Below are 21,598 nucleotides of genomic sequence, written 5' to 3' on the forward strand. Positions count from 1 at the left end.
GCGACCCGCACTGACCGCTGTTGCTCTGGCTCCGGCCGGTCATTGGGTCGTCGACGCCGTTGCCGGTGCGGCAGTCCATGTCGATGCCGGTACGGGTACCGTGGGCGCCCGCGTCGAGGTGCCTTCCAGAGGCGACGACGTCCGGCTCGCCCTGCAGGGTCCGGAGCGCGGGTACCTGGTGTCCGACGGGAGCGCCGCGGTGTTCGGGCGGTCCACGCTCGCGGTCGAGGCGCTGATCCCGCTGCCCGAGGGCGCGGAGGTCCCGGTCGGCATCGAGACGGTGGGCGGCCCGTACCTGGTCTACCGCCAGGCGGGCACGGTGATCCGGCTCGCGGTGCCGCCGGTGTCGGTGCTGGTCGGTGGGTCGGTGCGGCGGCCGACCGCGGCCGACGACGGCACCGTCTGGCTGCACCGCTCCGGGAGCGGCGACGTCTGCCGCCTTGCCCGGGACGCGGCCATGCTCGACTGCGTGGCGCGGTACCCGGCCGACCGACCCGGGGACCTGACCGCGATCGGGGCCGACGCGGCGTTCGTCGACCTCGCCGCCGACACCGTCACCGTGCTCACCGCGGACGGCCCGGGGCGCCTGGATCCGCTCGGCGTAGACCTGCCGGCGGACGCCCTGATCGCGGACCACGTCACCACGGGCGGCCTGCTGCCGGTGGTCGATCCCGGCCGGTCGGAGCTGGTACTGGTCCCGGTCGACGGTTCCGCGGCCGTGGTCCGCGCCCCGCTGCCGACGGGCGGGTGGGCGGCGCCGGTGGCGGCCGGGTCGGCGACCGTGGTGCTCGACCCGGCGACCGGCACCGTGGTCTCGTTCGACGAGCGCGGCACCGAGCTGGCCCGCGAGACGGTTGCCGACACCCCTGCGGAGACCGGGTTGTTCCGCGGCGGTGACGGCCACGTCTACCTCGACGCCGCGGATGGCGGGCAGACCGTCGTCGTCAGCCGCGACACCGGTGCCATCCGGACCGTCGACACCGCACCCGGCGACGGGTCGGTGGCCGGGGCCGACCCGGACATTCCGGTCCCGCCGGTGGCTCCACCGTCGCCGAGCCCTACGACCACCCCGTCTGAGCCGCCCGTCCCCGACACGGTCCTCGCCGACGCCCCAGAGGCACCGGTCCCGCCCGTCGGAGAGGTCCTCGTCGACGGTCCCGCGCCGGACGGCCCAGCCGAGGACGGGACCCCCGAGGACGGCCCCGCCGAGGACGGACCCGCCGAGGACGGACCCGCCGAGGGCGGCGACGTCGGAGGCGAGCAGGCCGTCGTCCCACCGGAGGATGACGAGCCGGAGCCCGCGGACCCGCAGGAGCCTGCACCTCCGCAGGCGGCTGCCGAGGCCGCCCCGGCCGACGCGCCGACCGGGCTGCAGACGGCCGTGGGCGCCCGCACCGCCGCCGGTGTCGTGCCGGTCGACCTGACCTGGGACCAGCCGGACCTGGGCGGGGGACGACTGGTGCGGTATGAGGTCCTCGTCGACGGCGCGATCGCCGACCGCGTCGGGGTCGCAGTCGCACGGCTGCCTCTCGACGACGCTTGCGCGACCACCGATATGGCGGTCCGGGCCGTCACCGCGGGGACGGACGGGGCCGAGATCGTCGGGGCGACGGCGGCCCAGCGGATCACCCCGCTGCAGGGCGACGACTGTGCGCCCCCGCCCCGACAGATCACCGCCGTGGCCGGGACCGGGGCGGCCATCACCGTCACGGTGCTCGACGACGACACCGGCGAGCCGCCGACGGAGTGCGTGGTCCTGCTCGACGGCGCCGTCGCGGGCGCGATCGACTGCGCCGGGCAGGCCACCGTGCAGGCCCCGGAGTACGACACGACCTATGCGGTTTTGGTGCGGTCGGCCAACGCCTACGGCACCAGCACCGGGCCGGCCGTGCAAATCACCACAGGGGCCGACCCCACCCCGCCCGCGCAACCGGTCCAGGAGATCGCTTACCGGATCAGCTCCCAGTCCGGGACGGCGGAGTCGCTGCAGATCGGGGCAGGCGGTTCGGTGTCGCAGCCGTTCACCAACTCCGCGGACGTGATCACGACGATCGGGGTGATCGTCGGGGTGGACCCGGACATCACGTCGGCCGCGAACCACCGGCTGCGGATCCAGCTGCTGCGCGGCGGTCAGGTCCTGGGGGGCGGGGAGGCCGACTCGGTCGACAACGAGGAGACCCGGATCGACGTGGGGCAGATCGAGGCCGTGCCGGGAGAGACCTACGTCCTGCGGGTCACGAACCTGTCGCAGGAGATCATCGGCGTGTACGTGAACGATGCGGGCGCGCCGTCGCAGCCGGCCAACGTCGCCACCAACCTCGGGGCCGCCCAGGCCCAGGGCGCGGCCACGGCGAAGCCGCTGAGCGGCATCGTGCTCGGTCTGAAGTACCCATGACCGGCAGTCGATCCGCCGGGGTGCTGCTCGCCGCCGCGGTGGCGGGCGCCGGCTTCGGTGGCACCTTCGGGCTGTGGCCGCTGGTGATCCCGGTGCTGGCGGTCGTGCTGGGCGTCGCGATCGCCGACCTGTTGACGGGCCGCGCGTCCCGTCCGGTGTCGGCCGGGCTGCTCCGGGCCCCGCTGGGCCTGCTCCTCGGCGGGGCGGCCGCGCTCGGCACCTACGTGCTGGGGTTCGGGGCAGCGGTCGACGAGGTGCTGCGGGGGGCAACGACCGGGTGGCTGCGGACGCTGGAGTCGACGCTGCCGGCCCGGTCAGAACCCGCGTTGACCGCGTTCGTCGTGGTGCTCGTGCTGCTGGCCGCGGTGCTCGGCATCGAGTGGCTGCGCCGCGGCCTCGTCCCGCTCGCGACTTTGCTGCCCGCACTGGCCGTGCTCGTGCTGGGCCAGCTGTTCGCCGCCTCCGACGGATGGCAGCTCGCCGGGCTGACGGCCGGGTTCGCGGTGGCGGCCGCGCTCGTGCTGTCCGGCGGGCGGCGGGTACCGGCGACGGCAGGCGGGCCGTCCGGGACGTCGTGGTCGTCGTCGTCCCCGTGGCGGTCGTCGCCACGCTCGGGGCGGCGGCGTTCGCGGCCCTGCCGGCGGCCGCGACCGTCTCGATGCACGAGCAGATCGAGCTCGCAGCGGCGCCGTCCTCGGCGGTCAGCCCGCTGGGTGAGATCGGCGGCCGGCTCACCGAACCCGGCCGGACCGTGTTCACCGTGCGCACCGACGCTGCGGTCGACCGGTGGCCCACCGCGGTGCTGGACGGCTTCGACGGCGCGGACTGGACCAGCTCGGCCCACTACCGCCCCCTGGGACGCGAGCTCGTGGCCGACCCCGCGGTCACGGTGCCCACCCGGACCGCGGCCGCGGACGTCGAGCTCGACCCGTCGATGACCTCACCGTGGCTGCCCACCCGGTTCCGCGTCCGCTCGGTCGAGGGCGTCGCCCCTGCCGTCGACCCCCGCACCGGGGTGCTGCTCCTCCCGCGCCCACAGCCCGGCGTCGGCTACCGGTTCACCTGGCAGGAACCCGTACCGGAGCCGGGCCGGCTCGCCGGAGCCGTCGTGGACCTGACCGCGCCGGGCGCGGTGGCGCCGGGTGCGGCGCTCGACGGGCTCGACGACCTCGTCACGGCCGCGACGGGTGGCGTGTCCGCGGCGGCCCCCACGTTCGACACCGCCCTGCACATCGAGCGGTGGTTCCGGGAGAACTACCGGCGCAGCCCCGAGGGCAGCCCGGCCACCGGCAACAGCACCCGGCAGCTGCGCCGGTTCCTCGAGGACACCCGCACCGGCACCAGCGAGCAGTTCGCCGCCGCATTCGTGCTGGTGGCCGCGGACGCTGGACTGCCCGCACGGCTGGTCGTGGGGTTCCGGAACCCCGGGCTCGCCGACGCCGACGGCCGCGTGGCCGTCCACAACTCCGACGTTCTGGCCTGGCCGGAGGTCGCGGTGGCCGGGGTCGGCTGGGTCGCCCTCGACCCAACGGGGGACGCCGCGAGCAACCCCACCGGCGGCAACGGCCTCGCCGAGGCGGTCGACGCCGCCCGCGACGACCTCCCGGCGCAGGCCCGCGCCCCCGAGCCGCAGCCGGTGCCGCGGTCGCCGTCCGTCGCTCCCGTCTCGCCGGTATTCGGCGGTTCGGCCGCGGGGTGGTGGATCGCCGCCGCCGTGGCCGGTTCGCTGGTACTGGCGGTGCTCGCCGTTCCGGTGCTCAAACGCGTCCGCAGGTTCCGAAGGCGCCGCGCACCGGGGGTTGGCGCGGTGCACGGGGCGTGGCTCGACACCCGCGACGCCCTCGGCGACCACGGCGTGCCGGTCTCGCCCGGGCACACCGCGCGGGACCTGACCGAGCTGGCGGCGCCGGTGCTCGGCGATGGGGTCGGGCCGCTGCACCGGCTGGCCCGCTCCGTCGACGCGGCCTGCTGGGCGTCACCCGGGGCGTCGGACCCGCGGCTGGTCACCGACGCGTGGGCCGCCGCCACGGAGGTTCGGCGGGCCCTCGCCCGCCGACCGGTGCCGGACCGGCTCCGGGCCGCGGTCCGGATGCAGCCTCACGGGCAGCCGATGAAGAACTCTCCCTGGCCCCGGACCGCCGTTCGGCGCACCCTTCGCGCAGTCGGCGGCATCTGTAGTGATCACTGTTACGTCGGCCGGTCACCGGACGACAGAGGGATCAAGCGGACGGGCAGGGGAGCAAGTGGATCGCGGTAGATGGCTGACGGTGCTGCTCAGCACCGGGTGCGTGGCCGCGATCGTCGCCGTGGCCACGGTGGCGACGGGCAGCGTGGCGCCCGCCGTCGCGTTCGCCCAGACCGGGCACTGGGTGGTGAACGGCGCCGAGTCGGCCGTGGTGCACGTCGACGGCGGCACCCGGCAGGTGGACGCCCGGGTGGAGCTGCCTACGGAGGCGGGCGACCCGCTGTTCGCGGTGCAGGGACCCACTCAGGGCTTCGTCGTGGCCCGCGACCGCATCAGCGTGTTCGGGCGCTCCTCGCTCACCGTCGAGTCGACGATCCCGGTCGACCACGCGGAGGTGCCCGTCGGCATTGAGACCGTCGGCGGCCCGTACCTGGTGTATCAGCAGGCCGGGACGATCGTTCGGCTCGCCGTTCCGCCCCTGTCGTTGCCAGTCGGAGGCCCGGTTTCCCGGCCGGTGTGGACCGACGACGGCACGGTCTGGCTGCACCGCACCGACGACGGTTCGTTCTGCTCGCTGAGCGTCGGCACCGACGTCCTGGACTGCTCCACCGCCGCGGCGGGCGAGCCCGGGTCGCTCACCGTGGCCGCCGAGCAGCCCGCGTTCCTCGGCACCCGCCGCGACGCGCTCGGCGTGCTGACCGCCGGGCCACTGCAGGCGCCCGTCGACGTGGGCACCGACGTTCCCGACACCGCGCTCGTCGCCGACCGCGACACCACCGGTCGGCTCGCCGTCATCGACCCCGGCCCGAACCGGTTGGTACTCGCAGACAGCTCGGGGGTGCCCGCCGGGCGGGCCGGGGGCACACCGATCACGGTCGAGCTCGGTCCCGGGCGGTTCACCTCGCCGCTGGCGTCCGGCAACGTCATCGCCGTGCTGGAGCAGGAGGCCAACCGGCTGCTGCTGTTCGACCCGACCGGACGGCTGCTCGGCTCCCACGAGCTGCCGCCGGGGGCGCCCGCCACCCTCACCCGCGGCGGGGACGGACAGATCTACGTCGACGACGCCGACGGGGCCAGCACCCACGTCGTCGGCTCCGACGGCGGCCTCACCTCCGTGGCGACCGGTGGTGGCGAGCCCGATCTCGTCGCGGTCGCCGCGCCCCCGGAGCGCCGCAGCCCCGTCGTGCCGCGCGCCGGCCCGCTGCCACCGACCTCCGTGCTCGCTCGCGGTCCCGGCGGGCCCGTCGCGCGAGGGCCCGCCGCCCCGGTCGCCGGCCCCGCCGGCCCCGGTGTCCCGATTCTCGGCCCGGTCCGTGGACCGAACCCGAATCCGCCGAACCCGAATCCGCCGAACCCGAACCCGAACCCGAACCCGAACCCGAACCCGAACCCGAACCCGAACCCGAATCCGAATCCGAATCCGAATCCGAATCCGAATCCGAATCCGCCGACTGTGGTCCCGGCCTCCGCGCCGACCGGTGTCCGATCGACGGTGGCCGAAGCAGGCGGATTTTCCAGCCAGTACGCGGTCACATGGAACGAACCGGCTCTCGGCGGCGGCCAACTGGTTGGCTACGAGGTCACCTACGGCGAGACGACCTCGGTGACCGAGCGACGGTTCGTCACCTACGCCATGGACTGTCAGCCCAACCCGGCCCAGGTCCGTGCGATCACCCGGTCTCCGAGCGGCGAACGATTGGTCGGCGCTGCGGCGGCCCACGACATCGGTGCCGATCGGGACTGCACGATGCAGGCGGTCATCAACGATGCGGGGGCTGACGGCGCCTCCGCGTACATCATTCGTGGTCGCGGTACTGGCGTCCTCGGAGCGACCGCAGCGTGCTCGATAACGGCGAACGGCGTTGTCGAGTGGCGGGGCCAGTGCCGCCAGGACCAGTACGTAGGCGGCAGCAGCATCTCGTTGACTCTTGACTATGACACGCAGTACACCCTGCAGCTCCGCATCGAGGCCCCGACCGCAGCGAGCCGGCCGTCCGTCAGCGCCCCGGTGACCGTCACCACCGGCGCCGCGCCCGGTGCCGGTCAACCGGGCCCCGAGCCGCCTGCGGACCCTCCGGACGTGGCACTTCCCACCTGCGATCCCGCCGACCCCGCCGCCGACTGCGGTGGCTGAACCCAGACCTGCCCCGAGAGGAACCCGATGAACCCCGCCATGGCCTACCGGCTGCTCGCCGACAGCGTTGAGCGCGTGATCCAGGGCAAGCCGGAGATCGTCCGCATGGCGGTCGTGGCCCTGTTCGCGGAAGGGCACCTGCTGATCGAGGACGTGCCCGGGCTGGGCAAGACCAGCCTGGCGCGGTCGTTGGCGCGCAGCATCGGCGGTGGCTGGAACCGCATCCAGTTCACCCCCGACCTGCTGCCCGGCGACATCACCGGCGTGATGGTCTACAACCAGGGGGCGGGGACCTTCGAGTTCCACCGGGGCGCGATCTTCGCCAATGTCGTGCTGGCCGACGAGATCAACCGGGGCACCCCGAAGACGCAGTCGGCGCTGTTGGAGGTCATGGCCGAGGGGGTGGTCACGGTCGACGCGCAGCAGCACGCGGTGCCGAAGCCGTTCTTCGTGGTCGCCACCCAGAACCCGATCGAGATGGCGGGCACCTACCGGTTGCCGGAGGCACAGCTCGACCGGTTCCTGATGCGGGTGTCGATGGGGTACCCGGACCTGGACGCCGAGGTCCGGGTGGTGATGGGCGACGCACAGGGCGTCGACCCCGACCAGCTCGCGCCGGTGCTGGACCTGGGCACGCTCGCCGCGGTGATCCGTCAGGTGCGGTCGCTGCACGTCGACCCGGAGGTGGCGGGATACGCGGTGCGCGTCGCGGCGGCCACACGGTCGCACCCGGCCCTGAGCTACGGCGCCAGCCCCCGGGGCAGCGTGGCGCTGGTGCGGGCGGCGCGGGCGCTGGCGGCGTGCGACGGGCGCACCTACGTCACCCCGGACGACGTCAAGGGCGTGGCCCCGGCCGTGCTGGAGCACCGCCTGATCCTCACCCCGGAGTCCGAGCTGAACCGCGTCCGGCCCACCGACGTGCTGCGTGAGGTCCTCGACGCCACGCCGCTGCCGGTGCGGCGCTGATGCGGCTCACCGCGCGCGGCGTGGCGTTGCTGGTCTGCGCCACCGTCCTGCTTGCGGCCGGGGTTCTGCTCGGCCTACCGGTGCTGCGCGCCCTGGCCGGCGTCGCCGCGGGTGCCGTGCTGGTCGCCGTGGTGCCGGCGCTCGGTCGGCTGCGCCCGTCGATCACCAGGGAGCTGCACCCGGACCGGGTGCAGCGCGGCACCCCGGCCGTCGCCCAGCTCGTCGTCGCCAACCCCACCGACTCCCGCCAGTCCGCGTTCACGGCTGTGGAGCGGATCGGCAACACCGTGCAGGAGATCGAGATCCGGTCGCTGCCCGCGCGAGGGTCCACCCGTCGGGTGTACGACCTGCCGACCGGGCGCCGCGGTCGGATCGTCGTCGGGCCGCTGGTCGTGCAGCGTTCGGACCTGCTGGGCCTCGCCCGCTCGCGCGGCGAGATCGGCGGCACCGCCGAGCTGTGGGTGTACCCGCGGCGCCACGCGGTGCGGCTCGCGCCGGCTGGCAGGTCCCGGCACCACCACGAGGGTGACCCGCCGCCCTTCCCCATGGCCGGCTCGATGGACATGCGGTCGCTGCGCGAGTACGTCGTGGGCGACGAGCCGCGGCACCTGCACTGGAAGGCCACGGCGCGCACCGGTCAGCTGATGGTGCGGGAATACGTCGACCCGGCGCAGCCGTGGTGCGTCGTCGTGCTCGACGACCGCGCGTCCGCGCTGTCGCCCGAGGCGTTCGACGAGGCCGTGGAGGTGGCGGCGTCGATCCTCTGGGAGTCGTGCGAGCAGGACCGTCCCTCGCTGCTGTGCACCACCTCCGGGGTCGTCGTGGACACCGCCGGTGGGGCCGTGGGGGCGCGGACGGTGCTCGACCGGCTCTGCGAGCTGCGCCAGTCCGACAGGCCCGATCGCCCTCTCGACCCGGCGGTGACCGCCGGACGCCGGGGCGACGGATGGTTCGTGCACGTCGGCGGGATCCCGTCGGCGTCGACGTCGGTGCTGGCCGGCCGGTTCGGTCGGGGAGTGGCCGTCGACCTGTCCGGGACGGGATCGCATGCGCCCACCGGCGGCCGGACACCGACGATCATCGCCGTGGACGCCGAGAGTGCGATCGGGGCCTGGAACGCGATGGCGGTGCGGTGACCGGCCTCGTGCGCCGGCGGGCGCGGTGACCCCCCGCCCGTACGCCGGAGTGGGCGTGCTCGGCGCCGCGCTGGTGGCCGGACTCGGGTTCTCGACGGTGTTCGCGGCGACGGCGTTGCTCATCCCGGTCCTCGCCGTCGTCCTCGCCGTGGGGCTGGTCGACCTACTCGTGTTGCGCACGCCGGTGCCCGCCGGGCTCCGCGCACCGCTCGGGGCGTCCCTCGGGGCCGCGGCCGGTCTGGTCGCGCTGACGGCGGGGGGCCCGACGCCGACGCAGGTGCTGGACGGGCTGCGCACCGGTTGGCTGCGCACGCTGGAGTCGACGCTGCCTGCGCGCCCGGATCCCGAGCTGCTGGCGTTCGTCCCGCTGCTGGTCCTGCTGGCCGCGGTGATCGGGCTGGAGTGGCTGCGTCGCGGCATCGCACCGCTGGCCGCGTTGCTTCCCAGCGCGGCCGTGCTGGTGCTCGCGCAGCTCTACGCGACCGCCACTGGCCCGGCGGCTGTGCTGCTGGCCTGCGGTTACGGCGTCGCGGTCGCGTTGGTGCTGACGGCAGATCGGGGGCTGGGGCGCACCGGGCTGCGCACCGTCGTGCTCCTCGGGCTGCCCGTCGCGCTGGTCGCGTCCAGCGCGGCGGCACTCTTCGCCGTGGCCGACCCGCTGGGCTCGCCCGCGTACTCGCTGCGTGAGCGCCCGCTCACGCCGGTTCCGGAGACGGCGGTCAGCCCGCTCGCGCAGCTCGGCGGCCGCCTCGCCCGCCCCGACGACATCGCCTTCACCGTCACCACCGAGGCCTCGGTGGACCGGTGGACGCTGGTCGTCCTCGACGGCTACGACGGAGTCAACTGGACCAGCAGCGCCCGCTACCGGCCACTCGGCGTGGACCTGCCTGGTGATCCGGGTGTGCGCACCGCGACCGGCACGTTCGCCGCTGACGTCACCCCGGACACCGGGCTGGACGCGCCGTGGCTGCCCACCCAGAACCGGACGGCCTCGGTCACCGGCGTCGCGCCCGCCGTGGACGAGGCGACCGGAACCCTGCTGCTGCCCGACTCCGTCGGCGCACCGACATACACCGTCCGCTGGCGATCACCGGAACTCGCCGGGGACGCCCTCGTCGATACCGCCGTCGACCCCGACGTACCGCTGCTCGCGGTGGACCGACTGCCCGCCGGGATCGTCACGGTGGCCGACGAGGTGCTGCGCGGGGCTGGGCCGTCGTTCCCGGCCGCCCTGGCGCTGGAGCAGTGGTTCCGCGACACCTACTCCCTCGCGCCCGCCGACCGCCCGTCCACCGGCCACGGCGACGCCGCGCTGCTCTACTTCCTCGACGAGAGCAGGCAGGGCACGAGCGAGCAGTTCGCGGCGGCATACACCCTCGTTGCCCGCGCGGCGGGCATACCCACGCGGCTCGCGGTCGGGTTCCGGCAGTCCGGGGAAAGCGACGCCGCCGGGCGGTTCGTGGTGCGAAACCGGGACGCGTTCGCGTGGCCCGAGGTCGCCGTCGACGGCGTCGGTTGGGTGGCTCTGGACCCGACCGGAGGAGCCCAACAGGAGTCCGAGGCGCCCGGCAGCGTGTCGCGGGCCGCGGCCGAGGCCCGCGACCGGCTGCCTGAATCCACGGCACTCGCCCCGCCGCAGCCCGTCGGTGCCCCGCAGCCGGGGCCCGCTCCCGGCGCACCGGGCCTGCTCGGACCACTGCTGGCGACGGTGGCGGGGCTCTTCGCCGTCGTTCTCGCCTGGCTCGTCGGGGTCCCGGTGGCGAAGTGGGTGCGGCGGATCAGGCGCCGTCGGGGCCGTCCCGCGGACGTCGTGGTCGGGGCGTGGCTGGAGACCCGGGACCGGTTGCGCGACCACGGCGTCGCGGTGCACGGCGGCATGACGGTGCGCGAGGCGGGCCGGGCTGCGGCACCGGCCGTGGGCGTCCCGCCCGACGAGCTTGAGCGCCTCGCCCGCCGGGTCGACGCGGCTCTATGGTCCGGGGCGGACACCGACCGGGCGGCGGCGGACGAGGCCTGGGCGTCGGTGGCGGCCGTCGACGGTGCGCTGGCCCGACGACGCGTGCCCGAACGGGTGCGGGCGGCGCTGCGGCTGCGGACCCTTACCGGGCCGCGGCTGTGAGAGTTATCAGTTCAGGGGGCCTGGAACCGGCACACCGCGCCGCGCAGCGGCTGCACGTTGCTCTCGTACACTGCTCCGTTGGTCTCGTAGCCCTGGATCTGGAAGCAGTAGCCGGCGCCGGCGTCCACTGGCAGGGTGACCGAGGTCGGGGTTTCGCCACCGCTGCGGGGCACCGGCTGCACCGCGGCTGCGGCACCGTCCCGGGCGACGGCGACCCCGACGTCGGCGACCGGACGGTCGATGCTCCAGCTCAGCGTCACCGCGTCGCCCTCCTCCCGCGGCGGGTCGAGCCGGATGACCGATCCGGCGGGCCCGGCCGGAGCCGCGGCGGGGTCCGGTGCGGCATCCGGGGTCCCGGCGCCGAGCAGCTGGACCACGCCGAGCACCGCGGCGGCCAGCACGAGCACCGCCACGCCGACGGCCGCGGGCCGAACCCAGCGACGGTTCGGCGCGGGCGCCGGGGGCTCCGGCCGGCGTCCTGCACCGTCCTGCCGGTTCCTCGTGTGCTCCCCGGACAACCCGCCGTCGGGTGTGCCACCCGGTGCGCCCGCCCCGGCGCGGTCGCGGGTCATCTCCTGCGAGACGGCGGCGTGCCCCTCCGGTGGGCCGTACGCCGGAGGCGGGGGCTGGTGCGCCGCGGACCGTTGATCAGCGGGTGCGGTTCGGGTGCCGCCCTCGAGCAGGGTCGTCAGCACCTCGTTCGTTGTCGGGCGCGTGGCCGGATCCTTGGCCAACATCCGCTGCACCAGATCGGCCAGCCAGGCGGGGGCCTCGGCGGCGCGCGGAGCCGGTTCGGTCAGGACGCGCTGGGCGCGGGCGAGGTCTCGCTCGCCCGCGCGGGGTGGGAACGGCGGTTGCCCGGTGAGCGCGTGGTGCAGCGTGGAGCCCAATCCGTAGACGTCGCTGGCTCCGGAGGCACTCCCGTCGCTGCGGAGAGCCTCCGGGGCCGCGTGTACCGGGTTGAAGCCCGATGCGACGTTGCCGCGGTAGTCCCGGGCGACGGCCAGGCCGAAGTCGCTCAGCACCGCGGCGCCACCGCGGCGGTAGAGCACGTTCTGCGGGGTGACGTCTCCGTGGAGCACGCCGGCCTCGTGCGCGGAGCGCAGTGCGGCGGCGACCGACCGGCCGGCGGCTGTGACCTGGTCGACGGGCAGCGGCCCGCGCCGGCGGATCTCGTCGAGCAAAGAGCCTCCGCACAGCTCCATGACCAGGTAGGGCTGGCCGTCGCGGGGGATCTCCGCGGTGTAGACGAGTACGACGTCCTGGGAGTCGACCCGCTTGATGGCCTGGCACTCGTGCCGGAACTGTTCGACCGAGGCCGGGTCGTCCAAGGCCGTCCGGAACCGCTTGATCGCGACGTCGCGACCCATCGGGCCGGCCTCGCGGGCCCGGTAGACGTCGGCGAAGCCGCCCTGCCCGATCTGGTAGACGTCCGAGTAGCCGGGGAACGTCGGTTGCGTCACACGGCCGAGCGTATCGGCCATCAGTGGAGGAGGCGTGGTGCGCGTCCGCATCACCGTTGTTGACGGCCACTCGGGTCTGCGGACCGACGTGTTCCTCGAATGCCACCCGGCCGACCCGGTCGGTGCGGCGCTCGGGCCGCTGGTCCGCGACCTCGCATTACCGGGTGCCCCGACCATTGAGGGCCTCCCGGTCGACCTCGCCGCGCCGGTGGTGGACGTGCTCGCCGATGGGGTGCTGGTGGGTTTCGGGAACGGTGCAGCCGGTGTACGACCGGCTCCGGCCGGTCTTGTGCTGCGCGTGGTGTCGGGGCCGTCCGCCGGGCGCTCGGTCGCGCTGCCCGAACACGGTGCGGTGGAGATCGGCCGCAGCTCGGCCGCCCAGCTCGTGCTGGACGACCCGGACGTCTCCCGCCGGCACGCGGTTGTGACCACGGCCGGGGAATCGGTGACGCTCTCGGACCTCGGCTCGAACAACGGGGTGTTCGTCGACGGCGACGCCCGCCCGTCCGCGCACCCCCTGCGGACCGGGGAGGTCGTGCAGCTGGGCGGGAGCCGGCTGCTGCTCGAGTCGACCAGGCAGCAGCGTGCCCCCGTCACCCGCGACGGGCAGGGAGCCGTGTTGATCAACCGGCGTTTCCCGGACCGGCGCACCCCGTTCGCCGCGCCCACCGTGACGCTGCCGACCCGACCCCACGAGCAGGAGCGGCGCGGCTTGCCGCTTCTGCCGATGATGGTCCCGGCCGCCATGTCGATCGTCATGGCGCTGGTGCTCGGTTCGCCTCTCTATCTGCTGTTCGGGTTGATGAGCCCGCTGCTCGTCGGCGGGAACTGGTGGACCGAGCGCCGACGACGCGCCGGGATCGGCGCCACGCAGGACAGCACCTACGCCGAGGCCCTGCAGGTGGCGCGGGCCGCGGTGGAGCGCGCGGTCGCCGACGAGGACGCCGACGCGCACCGCCGTCTGCCCGACCCGATGACGGTCGCCGGGATCGCGGTCGAGCCCCGCGTCGAGCTGTGGTCGCGCCGCCCGGGGGAGGACGAGTGGCTGAGCCTGCGTTTCGGCACGGCCGACCGGCCCGCGGCGGTGCAGGTGATGGGGGAGAAGCCCGCCGACTGGGTCGAGCCCGTGCTCGTCCGCGTCCCGGTCGGGGTCGATCTCGACGCCGTGGGTGTGCTGGGACTGGCCGGCCCCGGCGAATGGCTGGGCGCACGCCTGGACTGGCTGCTCGTGCAGTGCGCGGTGCTGCACAGCCCCGATGAGCTGCGGATGGTCGTGCTCGCGCCGGGAGCGGACGAGAAGTCGCTCGGCTGGCTGCGGTGGCTGCCCCATGTCCGTGACAGCGGTGGTGGGGTGCTCGTCGCCTGGGACGCCGACGGCGTCGAGGACCTGGTGCGGCAGCTGACCCGGGAGCTGGACCGGCGCGCCGAGCAGGCACGCGCACATCGCGGCGGGTCCGTCGAGCAGGTGCTGGTGATGCTGACCGACAGCGGCGAACTTGCCCACCTCCCGGCCGTCGTCGATCTGCTCACCCGCGGCCCGGCGCTCGGATTCCGGCTGATCTGTACCGACACCGACGACCGGCGACTGCCCGACAGCTGCCGGGCGGTCCTCATCGGCGGCGGGGGACGCAGCGAGCTGCGGCTGGACCGGGGAGCGCAGACGACGCTGCTACCCGACGCGCTCGCGGCCGGGCAGGCCGAGACCGTCGCGCGGCGGCTCGCGCCGATGCGGCGCGTCGGGGACCGGCCTGCGGCCGGGCTCCCGGACAGCGTGCGTTACGCCGAGGTCCAGCCGCTGCCCGATATCGAGGGGATCCGGGCGGCGTGGCGGATCGCGCCCGAGCGCACCGAGGTCGTGGTGGGCCGCGACGCCGACGGGCCCGCGGTCCTCGACATCGCCGTCGACGGTCCGCATGCGCTCGTCGCTGGTACCTCGGGGGCCGGGAAGAGCGAGCTGCTGCAGACGTGGACCGCGGCGCTGGCCCTGGCCAACACGCCCGAGCGGCTCTCGATGCTGTTCGTCGATTACAAGGGCGGCGCCGCGTTCAAGGACCTCGACGCGCTGCCGCACCGCGTCGGCTCGGTGACCAACCTCGACGACCGGCTGGCAGCCCGCGCGCTCGCGTCGCTGCACAACGAGCTGCGCCGCCGCCAACAGCAGCTCGCCGCCGCCGGGGCCGCCGACCGCGGCGACTACCTCCGCCGGGCCGCAGGCCAGCCGCACCTGCCGCCATTCCCGCGGCTGCTGATCATCGTCGACGAGCTCGCCGAGCTGAAGGAACAGCTGCCCGACATGGTCGACGGCCTGGTCAACGTGGCCCGCATCGGCCGCTCCCTCGGCGTCCACCTCGTGCTCGCGACGCAGAGGCCCGCCGGCGTCATCGACAGCCAGATCCGCGCGAACGTCGGCCTACGGGTCTGCCTACGCACGGCGACCGCGTCGGACAGCCTCGACGTGGTCGACGTCCCCACTGCCGCCGACATCCCCGCCGACCGCCCTGGACGGGCTCTGGTACTGCGAGGTGGGCCCCCAGTACGGGTCCTGCAGACCGCCCGGATCACCACACCCCTCGGTGCGGTTGCCGAGGTGGTGCGGCGGACGGTCCCGGTGAGGTGGGACGACGTGGCCGCCCCCGTCCTCCCCGCCGAGGCACGCGACGGGCTGCGCACCGACCTCGACGAACTGGTCGCCGCGATCGGGGCCGCCGCAGCCCAGGAGGGCCTCGCGGCCCCGTTCAGGCCGTTCACCGACCCGCTGCCCACCGTCGTCACCCTCGACCGGATGTCCCCGGCCGCCGGTGTGCTGCCCATCGGCGCGCGCGACGCATTGCACCGGCACGAACCGTTGCACGTCCCGCTCGGCTCGGGACATCTGGCGATCGTGGGGAGCGCCCGGACCGGGCGCACGGCCGCCCTGCGTGCCGTCGCCGTCGGACTGGCGGCCGCGATGCCGCCGGATGCGCTGCACCTGCACGTCATCGACCCGTCCGGAGGTCTGGCCGGGCTGGCCGCGCTGCCGCATGTCGGCGTGATCGCCGATGTCGACGACGCCGAGCGGTTGGAGCGGCTGCTGCACCGGCTGCTGCAGCTGGTCCGGGAGCGTCGCAAACAGCTCGGCACGCACGGCGCATCGACGATCGCCGAGCTGCCCGGCACCGTCCCGCACGTCGTGCTGCTGGTCGACGGTTGGTCGGGGCTAACCGATACCGCCGACTCCGGAGCCTCGGCCGCCATGCACGACCTGCTCGGCGGGGGTGGCACGGCCGCGGCCGGGGTGACGGTGTGCCTGGCCGGGGACGAGCGGCTGCTCAAGGCCCGCCTGCTGGGTCGGGTGGAGCACCGGCTGTGCCTGCGCCTGAACACCCCCTCGGACGGAGTGCTGCTCGGATTGGACATCCGCAACCAGCCCGCCGGCCTGCCTGCGGGAAGAGCGCTATGGGCGGCGGACGGCAGCGAGGTGCAGGTACCGCTGCTCGCCGCCGACGTCGCGGGTCCCGCCCAGGCAGCAGCCCTTGCTGCGTTCGGCGCGGAGCTGCACGCGCGCTGGAGCGTCCCGGACGGGCAGGCCGGGCCGCTCCGGCTCGACCCGTTGCCCGAGGGGATCGGGTTCGACGACGCCGTCCGGCTCGGGCCGGTACCGGCGCGGTCGATCCTGCTGGGCGTCCGCGGTGACCGGCTGGCCCCGCTGTGGTGCGACCTCGACGGCCTGACCGGGCACCTCGTGGTCGCCGGACCGCCACGGTCGGGCCGCAGCACCGCCCTAGCGGCGCTCACCGCGTCCGCTCAGCTGTCCGGGGCCCGGGCCGGGCTGGTCAGCAGCCGCCCCGGACCGGTGCACCGGGCCGCCGCGGAGCGCGGCGTCGTGTTGCTGGGCCCGCTCGACCTGGTCGCGGGCGCGGACAGCGGGTTCGACCTGCTGGCCGTCGACGATCTGGAGAGCCTGACCCTGGACGATGCCGTCGTCGCCCGGTTGTGTGGCCCGGACCAACCCCGCCTGGCCGTCGTGCTCGGCCCGGAGGCGGGTGGCTTCACGACCAAGGGGCTGCTCCGCGCGGTGCGCAGTCGGCTCGGCCCGATCGTGCTGCTCAGCCCGCCCGCCGTGACTGGCCCGGGCTACCTGGACGTCAAGCTCGCCCGGACCGATCTGTTCATCGGGCCACCCGGGCGGGCCCACCTCGTCGTCGACGGCCAGCCCGTGCTGGGTCAGGTCCCCGACCTCACGGGGCTGTGAACGGTGTCGTCGACCACGAACTCCAGCGTGTGCGCGATGGCGTCGAACACCTCGTCGAGCTGGCCGGCGAGGTCCAGGTTCGGGGTCAGGAAGCTGAGTGCCGCCATCCGGTCCGAACCCGGGACGGGGACGAGGTAGCGGCGGGTCCGAGCGGTCACCTCGCCCTCCCAGGACTCACCGGTCACCGTCGTCACGCCGGTCGCGAGCACGCCTCGCCCGGCGGGCAGGTCGACCGGCGCGACATCCGCGCCCGCGTCCCGCAATGCGGCCGTGGCCCCCTCGATGCCCGCAACCGGCGGTGAGATCGCCAGCGTCACGTTCGCGGTGACCACGAACGGATCGGCGGCCCCCTCGATCTCCACGGCATCGGCGTAGAAGCCGACCAGGACCACGTCGGCGCCCACTGTGGTCCGGCGCAGCTCCAGTGCGAGCGGGGCGAGCAGGTCGACCGCCGCGTCCCGCGCCCCGGCGGGTACCGCGACCATTCTCCGGAGCTCCTCGACCAGGTCCGGCGCGCGAGGATCGCACTCGACCCAGGATCCGGGGAGGTGCAGGACGATCTCGGTGGCCGTCAGCTCGTCCATGTCCCTCATCTCGTCGCCGCCCGGGCGATCGGGTCGCCCACCGCGGACACCGCGCCCCCCACGATCGGCGCCCTGATCACTGTCGCGACCTGGCCGCCGCCGGCTCCGATCGCCGGGCCGATCAGGCTGGTCATGTCGGGCCGTTGCGGGTTCGGCGAGGCGATGCGGCGGGCGCTCTCGACCCCTTCCATCCCGGAGCCGACCACCGTGCCGCCGGCCTGTACGGCCTGGTTGACCTGGAAGAACCGCTGCGGGTCGGGGATGCCCAGCCGCCGGGCGACCGCAAGGTCGCCCGCTCCCGGCGTGCGGTTGACCACGAGTCCGCCCCACCGCCCGCGAACGAGAAGGGTGGCCCGGGCCAGCGGCGCGCCGGTCGCGCCCAGACTGCGGGCCACCCGGTACGCACCGAGAGCCGCCCGGCCCGCTCCGAGAACAGCTCGGCCCGCTCCGAGTGCGGAGAGGCCAAGGTCGAGGCCCCGGTAGAGGACATCACGACCGGATGCGTTCCCGTACTGGTTGGCGATCGCGGTGCCACCCAGCGCGACCAACTTCGCGACCAGGCCTGCCGCCAACAGCGCTCCCCCGACCACCTGAGCACCGGGAATCGGCAGCATCGCGGCGATGGTGCCCACAGTCGTGAGCACGCTGCCCGCGTCGCTGATCCGCTGCATCCACCGGCCGAACTCGGGGTTCGAGGTGATCCGGCCGAGGCCCTGATTGATCTGTCGGCCCAGCCGGACGAGCAGGCCGGGCCGGTCGCCGAGCTGCCCGGCGGCGTCGTCGAGCTGCCCGACGGCCCGGTCCGCGGCCTGTTGCCGCATCTCGCGGGCCTGCTCGGCGAGGCGGTGCGCGGCCTGCACCCGGGCCGCGGCGGCGTCCTCGGCCGTGCGGGCGGCCGCCTCCATCGTCCGTGCGTCCGCCGCGCGCGTCCGGTTGTCCGCCAGCGCGGAGTGCAGCTGGGCCTCGTACCGGTCCATGTCGGCCTGATACACGGGGTCGCCCGGGGCGAGCAGGCGCCGCACCCCGGCTCCGCGCAGGTCCGACTCCAGCCGCCCGGCCGAGCTGCCCGCATCCGCGGCCTGGTCCCGCCAGCGCCGGCGGGTCTGTGCCGCGCTGTCCCGGTCGGCCGAGGCCCCGGCCGCGCCGGACTCGGCCGACCGCGCCGTGCCCTGGGCGTCCTCGAGCGCCCCGGCGTAGGTGACGACCGCGTCGGAGGCGTCGTGGTGGGCCTGGGTCAGCCGGGTCAGCTCGGGCCCGATCTCCCGCAGCAGCCTGCGGAACAGGTCCGCCGCATCCCCACGCCACACCTGTTCGCCGGCGCCGCCGTCGAGACTGCGCAACCGGTCGGTCAGCGTCGCTGCCCGGTCCCCGGCCTCGCGGATCGTCAGTCCGGCGGTTCGTACGGCGGACGGGTCACCGGGCACCGGGTCGTAGCCCAGCGCCGGCCACGGGCTCACGGTGCCACCCCCGACGCGGGTGCCAGCTGGCAGGACAACGCGCTCTCGGTGGCCGCATACTCGCGAGCGGCGAGATCGACGAGCTGGGCGCAGGCCTGTAGCTGTTCGACGACGTCGTCGCGACCGCGCGTCGCCGCACCGAGGAAGCACCGCACGGCATGGGCGACGTCGTGGCCGCCGTAGACGCCGTCGTCGGTGCTGGGCCGACTCCCCCCGTCGCCGAGCGCGTCGAGGAGCGACCGGATCTCCCGACCGATGTCCTCCAGGGCGTCGATGTCGACGAAGAACCGGACCGCGCCGGAGCTGCTCATCGCCTGCTCGTCCGTCTCGGCGTCCGGGTCAGCGACCGACCGCGGACCGCAGCTCGTCCTCGGTCGCCTCATACGACGTCGCGGCCTGCTCCAGGAACACGCCCATGTTGTCCATCGCCGCCTGGACCTGCTGGGCGCCGGCCTGCCATTCGGCCCACCTGCTCTGGAACGCCTCGGACGCCGCACCCTGCCAGCTGGCCGCCAGGGCACCGATCTCACCGGTGAGGCGGTTCAGGATGTCGGTCACCTCGGTCGAACCCATAGCGACCCGGCTGGACTGCTCGCGAAGCTCCTCGGACTGAACACCGATCCTGGCCATGACGATCTCCTTCATTCGGGGGTCACGCACGCTGTCGTGGGCGTGGGGACCACTGTTACCGACCACGTGGCCGCGGTCGACGAAGAGTTCTTCCCCGGTTAACGACACACCGCCCTGGTGCGATGACCGAGTGGTGAGCGCACGCGAGGGGGACATGTGAACGGCCCGACGGCCCGCATCGACGGGCTGCTACCCCCCGGCGGTTCCCAGCCCGCGCCGGTGCACGTCAACGCCGACGAGGTCTGGTCTGTCGGCCGTCGCGACAACCGCTTCCTCCGGGATCATCCCGACCGCGCCCGGTGGCACTTGGGCGTGCCCGACGCGTCGGCCGACCTGTCGGTCAACCACCTCGAACTGCGCGTGGGCTCGGTCGGCCTGGCCGTCAGCGGCCGCCGCGGGGCAGGAGTACTGGTGGACGGCTCGGTGCGGCCCGGCCCCGTCGTGCTCACCGCCGGCACCTGCGTCGTCAGCCCGTCGGTGTCCGGTACCGGCGTCGGGTTCCGGGTCACGGTGCTCGCCGGAGAGACGTTCGCGGCCCGCGACGACGCGCTGGCGGCCAGCGGCACCACGATCGCGCTGCGGATGACCCTGGAGCCCGGCACCGGCCTGCATCGGGTCGCCACAGCGCTCGCCTGGCCAGTCATGCCCACCCGGCGCCGCGCCCACGTCCTCGGCTGGTCCGGCCGCGACGTCGCTGGTCGCATGGCGCAGCTCGGCTGGTCGCTCGGCGACCCGGGCACGGAAATCACCGTGCTCGGCAAGATGCTGCTGACGCTGGCCGACAAGGTGGCCAACTGTCGGCTCGCGGACGGTCGGCGGGCAGACATCGTGTTCCCGCACTGGCCACCGTGGATCGATGAGGCTGGTTCCGAGACGCGGGACCAGCGTGCCGAGCGCCGAAACCAGTGCGTTGCGGACGTGTTGTGGCGAGCCGGTGCCGTCGACGTCGATGTCATCGACTGCTGAAGGAAGGACTATGTGGAATCGGGGTGGTGCGGGTCCCGGGTCCGGTTGGCCTGAGTGACTACACCCCTGTGCCGCACCCGACAACGGCGGACGTGCACGGACTGCGACCACGTCCTGACCTGGGTGGTCACCGTGGTCAACGGCGAGGTGCCCCTGCTTCACACCGAAGAGGTCACTGGTTCGATCCCAGTATCGCCCACCAGCACAAACGCCCCTCACCGCGACGCGGTGGGGGGCGTTTGACACAGGTTCTGACAACAACGGCGAACGCTTAGGTGATCATCGCAGGCGGTCAGGACCCGCCCGCGTAGCCTGGTCGGCCTGCGGACTTTCTCTCTCGCCGACTGTGATGACCGCTTCTGACTCGTGAGCCGACGTTGTTGTCGAGTGCTCGGTGAAGAGCGTCGAGAGCGAGCTGGGACCGTCAACTGCCGCATCGGTGCCGCATCGGTGCCGGTCGGCCGACGGCGTGTTGTGCCGAGTGCCTTGTGGAGACCTGCTGACGACAGGCTCGGCGCCGGTAGCAAAGGCGAGATCCGTGTCCGGCCCACTGGGGTCGCTTCAGAGTGGTATCTACAACGGGCCACCTGGTTGTGCCGACGGCAGGTCGCGGGAGGTAGGGGAGGACCTCCGTGAGTGCGCGGCGCCAGCACCTTCGCGACGGTCCAGAACCCGACGATGACCGTGACTAGGACGAGGATCACGAGACCGCGGATCTCGGCTGGCCCGCCCGGGTCGACGCCTGCATGGAACGCGACCTAGAACGACGGGCCGAAGACCGGCTCCCTGAGGTCCAGGACCTGCTCCGGCCGCTGGCCCACGCCGAGACGGGCGGTCTACCGGTGGACGTCTGGGCGGATGCCGCGACCCGCTTCCGCGGTCGCACCACCTCGACAGCCGAGCTCGACCGCGTCGTCCGCCGCTTCGGCTCCTACCTCGTCGCAGACCGCAGCGGCGAGCGCTTCGCCCTCGCCACGAGACCTCCCGCGAGCACTTCCGTTCGGGCTGGGGTCGGGTCACCGGCGGGCGTCACCTCCACGCCGCCCTCGTCTTCCGCCGGGCGGCCTACGGCGCGAAAGTGGTGTTTCGGGAGCGCCTCACGACCCTCTGCTTCCACGCGGTCCTGTCGGGCCACGCGGACCTCGCCGAGCGGCTGCGGCGCAGGCCGATCGCCGAGGCGTGGTCAGTGCCCTGGCGGGCAGGCGGACCTCCCGTCGCCGTGCCGCTGCAGACCCCGGAGACCACGTGGTCGGGACGCCCGCTCCGGGTCCGATGGCAGCGCCGCAGTGCGCGACGCCGAGACCCTAGGCCTCCTCGCTCCAGAGGTGCGCA

General features: G+C 74.3%; 13 protein-coding genes. 8 read left to right on the forward strand and 5 right to left on the reverse strand.

All coding sequences use genetic code 11. The features are described 5' to 3' along the window. Window positions 1-118 precede the first annotated feature (118 nt). From HOP40_RS20770 to HOP40_RS20795, 6 genes are all read left to right on the forward strand, one after another. Complete coding sequence (locus HOP40_RS20770) at window positions 119-2,395, forward strand: hypothetical protein (protein WP_172161085.1); 2,277 nt, start codon at window positions 119-121, stop codon at window positions 2,393-2,395. A 574-nt stretch (window positions 2,396-2,969) separates the two neighbouring features. Beyond that, window positions 2,970-4,652 (forward strand): transglutaminase TgpA family protein, encoded by a 1,683-nt coding sequence (locus tag HOP40_RS20775; RefSeq protein WP_172161087.1) that lies wholly within the window; start codon window positions 2,970-2,972, stop codon window positions 4,650-4,652. Window positions 4,653-4,683: 31 nt separating this feature from the next. Beyond that, entirely contained in the window at window positions 4,684-6,714 is a 2,031-nt protein-coding gene (locus HOP40_RS20780; protein WP_172153789.1) for an NHL repeat-containing protein, read from the forward strand. 27 nt (window positions 6,715-6,741) lie between these two features. Next, the gene (locus tag HOP40_RS20785; RefSeq protein ID WP_172161089.1) at window positions 6,742-7,680 is read left to right on the forward strand and encodes an AAA family ATPase; all 939 of its coding nucleotides are present in this window, start codon (window positions 6,742-6,744) and stop codon (window positions 7,678-7,680) included. Further along, window positions 7,680-8,816, forward strand: coding sequence for a DUF58 domain-containing protein (locus tag HOP40_RS20790; RefSeq protein WP_172161091.1), 1,137 nt, complete (start codon window positions 7,680-7,682; stop codon window positions 8,814-8,816). Before HOP40_RS20785 ends, HOP40_RS20790 begins: the two co-directional genes overlap by 1 nt. Window positions 8,817-8,841: 25 nt before the next feature. Beyond that, on the forward strand, window positions 8,842-10,935 hold the full coding sequence (locus HOP40_RS20795; protein ID WP_172161093.1) for a transglutaminase TgpA family protein: 2,094 nt from the start codon (window positions 8,842-8,844) through the stop codon (window positions 10,933-10,935). Window positions 10,936-10,946: 11 nt separating this feature from the next. On the opposite strand, the gene HOP40_RS20800 is transcribed toward HOP40_RS20795, so the two are convergent. Beyond that, window positions 10,947-12,398, reverse strand: coding sequence for a serine/threonine-protein kinase (locus tag HOP40_RS20800; RefSeq protein WP_172161095.1), 1,452 nt, complete (start codon window positions 12,396-12,398; stop codon window positions 10,947-10,949). Window positions 12,399-12,435: 37 nt separating this feature from the next. Here HOP40_RS20800 and HOP40_RS20805 point away from each other — a divergent pair, with 37 nt between their 5' ends. Continuing rightward, window positions 12,436-16,629, forward strand: a complete 4,194-nt coding sequence (locus HOP40_RS20805) for an FtsK/SpoIIIE domain-containing protein (RefSeq protein ID WP_172161097.1) — start codon at window positions 12,436-12,438, stop codon at window positions 16,627-16,629. Here the strand turns inward: HOP40_RS20805 and HOP40_RS20810 are convergent. Genes HOP40_RS20810 through HOP40_RS20825 form a run of 4 tightly spaced genes read right to left on the reverse strand, consistent with a single transcriptional unit; the run spans window position 16,602 to window position 19,315 of the window. Continuing rightward, the gene (locus tag HOP40_RS20810; RefSeq protein ID WP_172161099.1) at window positions 16,602-17,213 is read right to left on the reverse strand and encodes a hypothetical protein; all 612 of its coding nucleotides are present in this window, start codon (window positions 17,211-17,213) and stop codon (window positions 16,602-16,604) included. The genes HOP40_RS20805 and HOP40_RS20810 overlap by 28 nt on opposite strands. A 5-nt stretch (window positions 17,214-17,218) precedes the next feature. Further along, window positions 17,219-18,670, reverse strand: a complete 1,452-nt coding sequence (locus HOP40_RS20815) for a WXG100 family type VII secretion target (protein WP_172161101.1) — start codon at window positions 18,668-18,670, stop codon at window positions 17,219-17,221. Further along, on the reverse strand, window positions 18,667-18,981 hold the full coding sequence (locus tag HOP40_RS20820) for a hypothetical protein (protein WP_172161103.1): 315 nt from the start codon (window positions 18,979-18,981) through the stop codon (window positions 18,667-18,669). Before HOP40_RS20820 ends, HOP40_RS20815 begins: the two co-directional genes overlap by 4 nt. Before the next feature lie 28 nt (window positions 18,982-19,009). Continuing rightward, complete coding sequence (locus HOP40_RS20825) at window positions 19,010-19,315, reverse strand: WXG100 family type VII secretion target (RefSeq protein WP_172161105.1); 306 nt, start codon at window positions 19,313-19,315, stop codon at window positions 19,010-19,012. A 141-nt stretch (window positions 19,316-19,456) separates the two neighbouring features. On the opposite strand from HOP40_RS20825, the gene HOP40_RS20830 reads away from it, so the two are divergent. After that, a complete protein-coding gene (locus HOP40_RS20830) occupies window positions 19,457-20,266 on the forward strand; it encodes a hypothetical protein (RefSeq protein WP_172161107.1) in 810 nt (269 codons plus the stop codon). Window positions 20,267-21,598 lie beyond the last annotated feature (1,332 nt).

This window comes from Pseudonocardia broussonetiae (assembly GCF_013155125.1).
In the GTDB taxonomy this organism is placed as follows: Bacteria; Actinomycetota; Actinomycetes; order Mycobacteriales; family Pseudonocardiaceae; genus Pseudonocardia; species Pseudonocardia broussonetiae.

What these genes read in the sequence shown, in the direction of transcription:
- HOP40_RS20785 (WP_172161089.1), top strand. Translation starts at nt 6,742, where the DNA reads ATGAACCCCGCCATGGCCTACCGGCTGCTCGCCGACAGCGTTGAGCGC.
- HOP40_RS20790 (WP_172161091.1), top strand. Translation starts at nt 7,680, where the DNA reads ATGCGGCTCACCGCGCGCGGCGTGGCGTTGCTGGTCTGCGCCACCGTC.
- HOP40_RS20810 (WP_172161099.1), bottom strand. Translation starts at nt 17,213, where the DNA reads ATGGACGAGCTGACGGCCACCGAGATCGTCCTGCACCTCCCCGGATCC.
- HOP40_RS20820 (WP_172161103.1), bottom strand. Translation starts at nt 18,981, where the DNA reads ATGAGCAGCTCCGGCGCGGTCCGGTTCTTCGTCGACATCGACGCCCTG.
- HOP40_RS20825 (WP_172161105.1), bottom strand. Translation starts at nt 19,315, where the DNA reads ATGAAGGAGATCGTCATGGCCAGGATCGGTGTTCAGTCCGAGGAGCTT.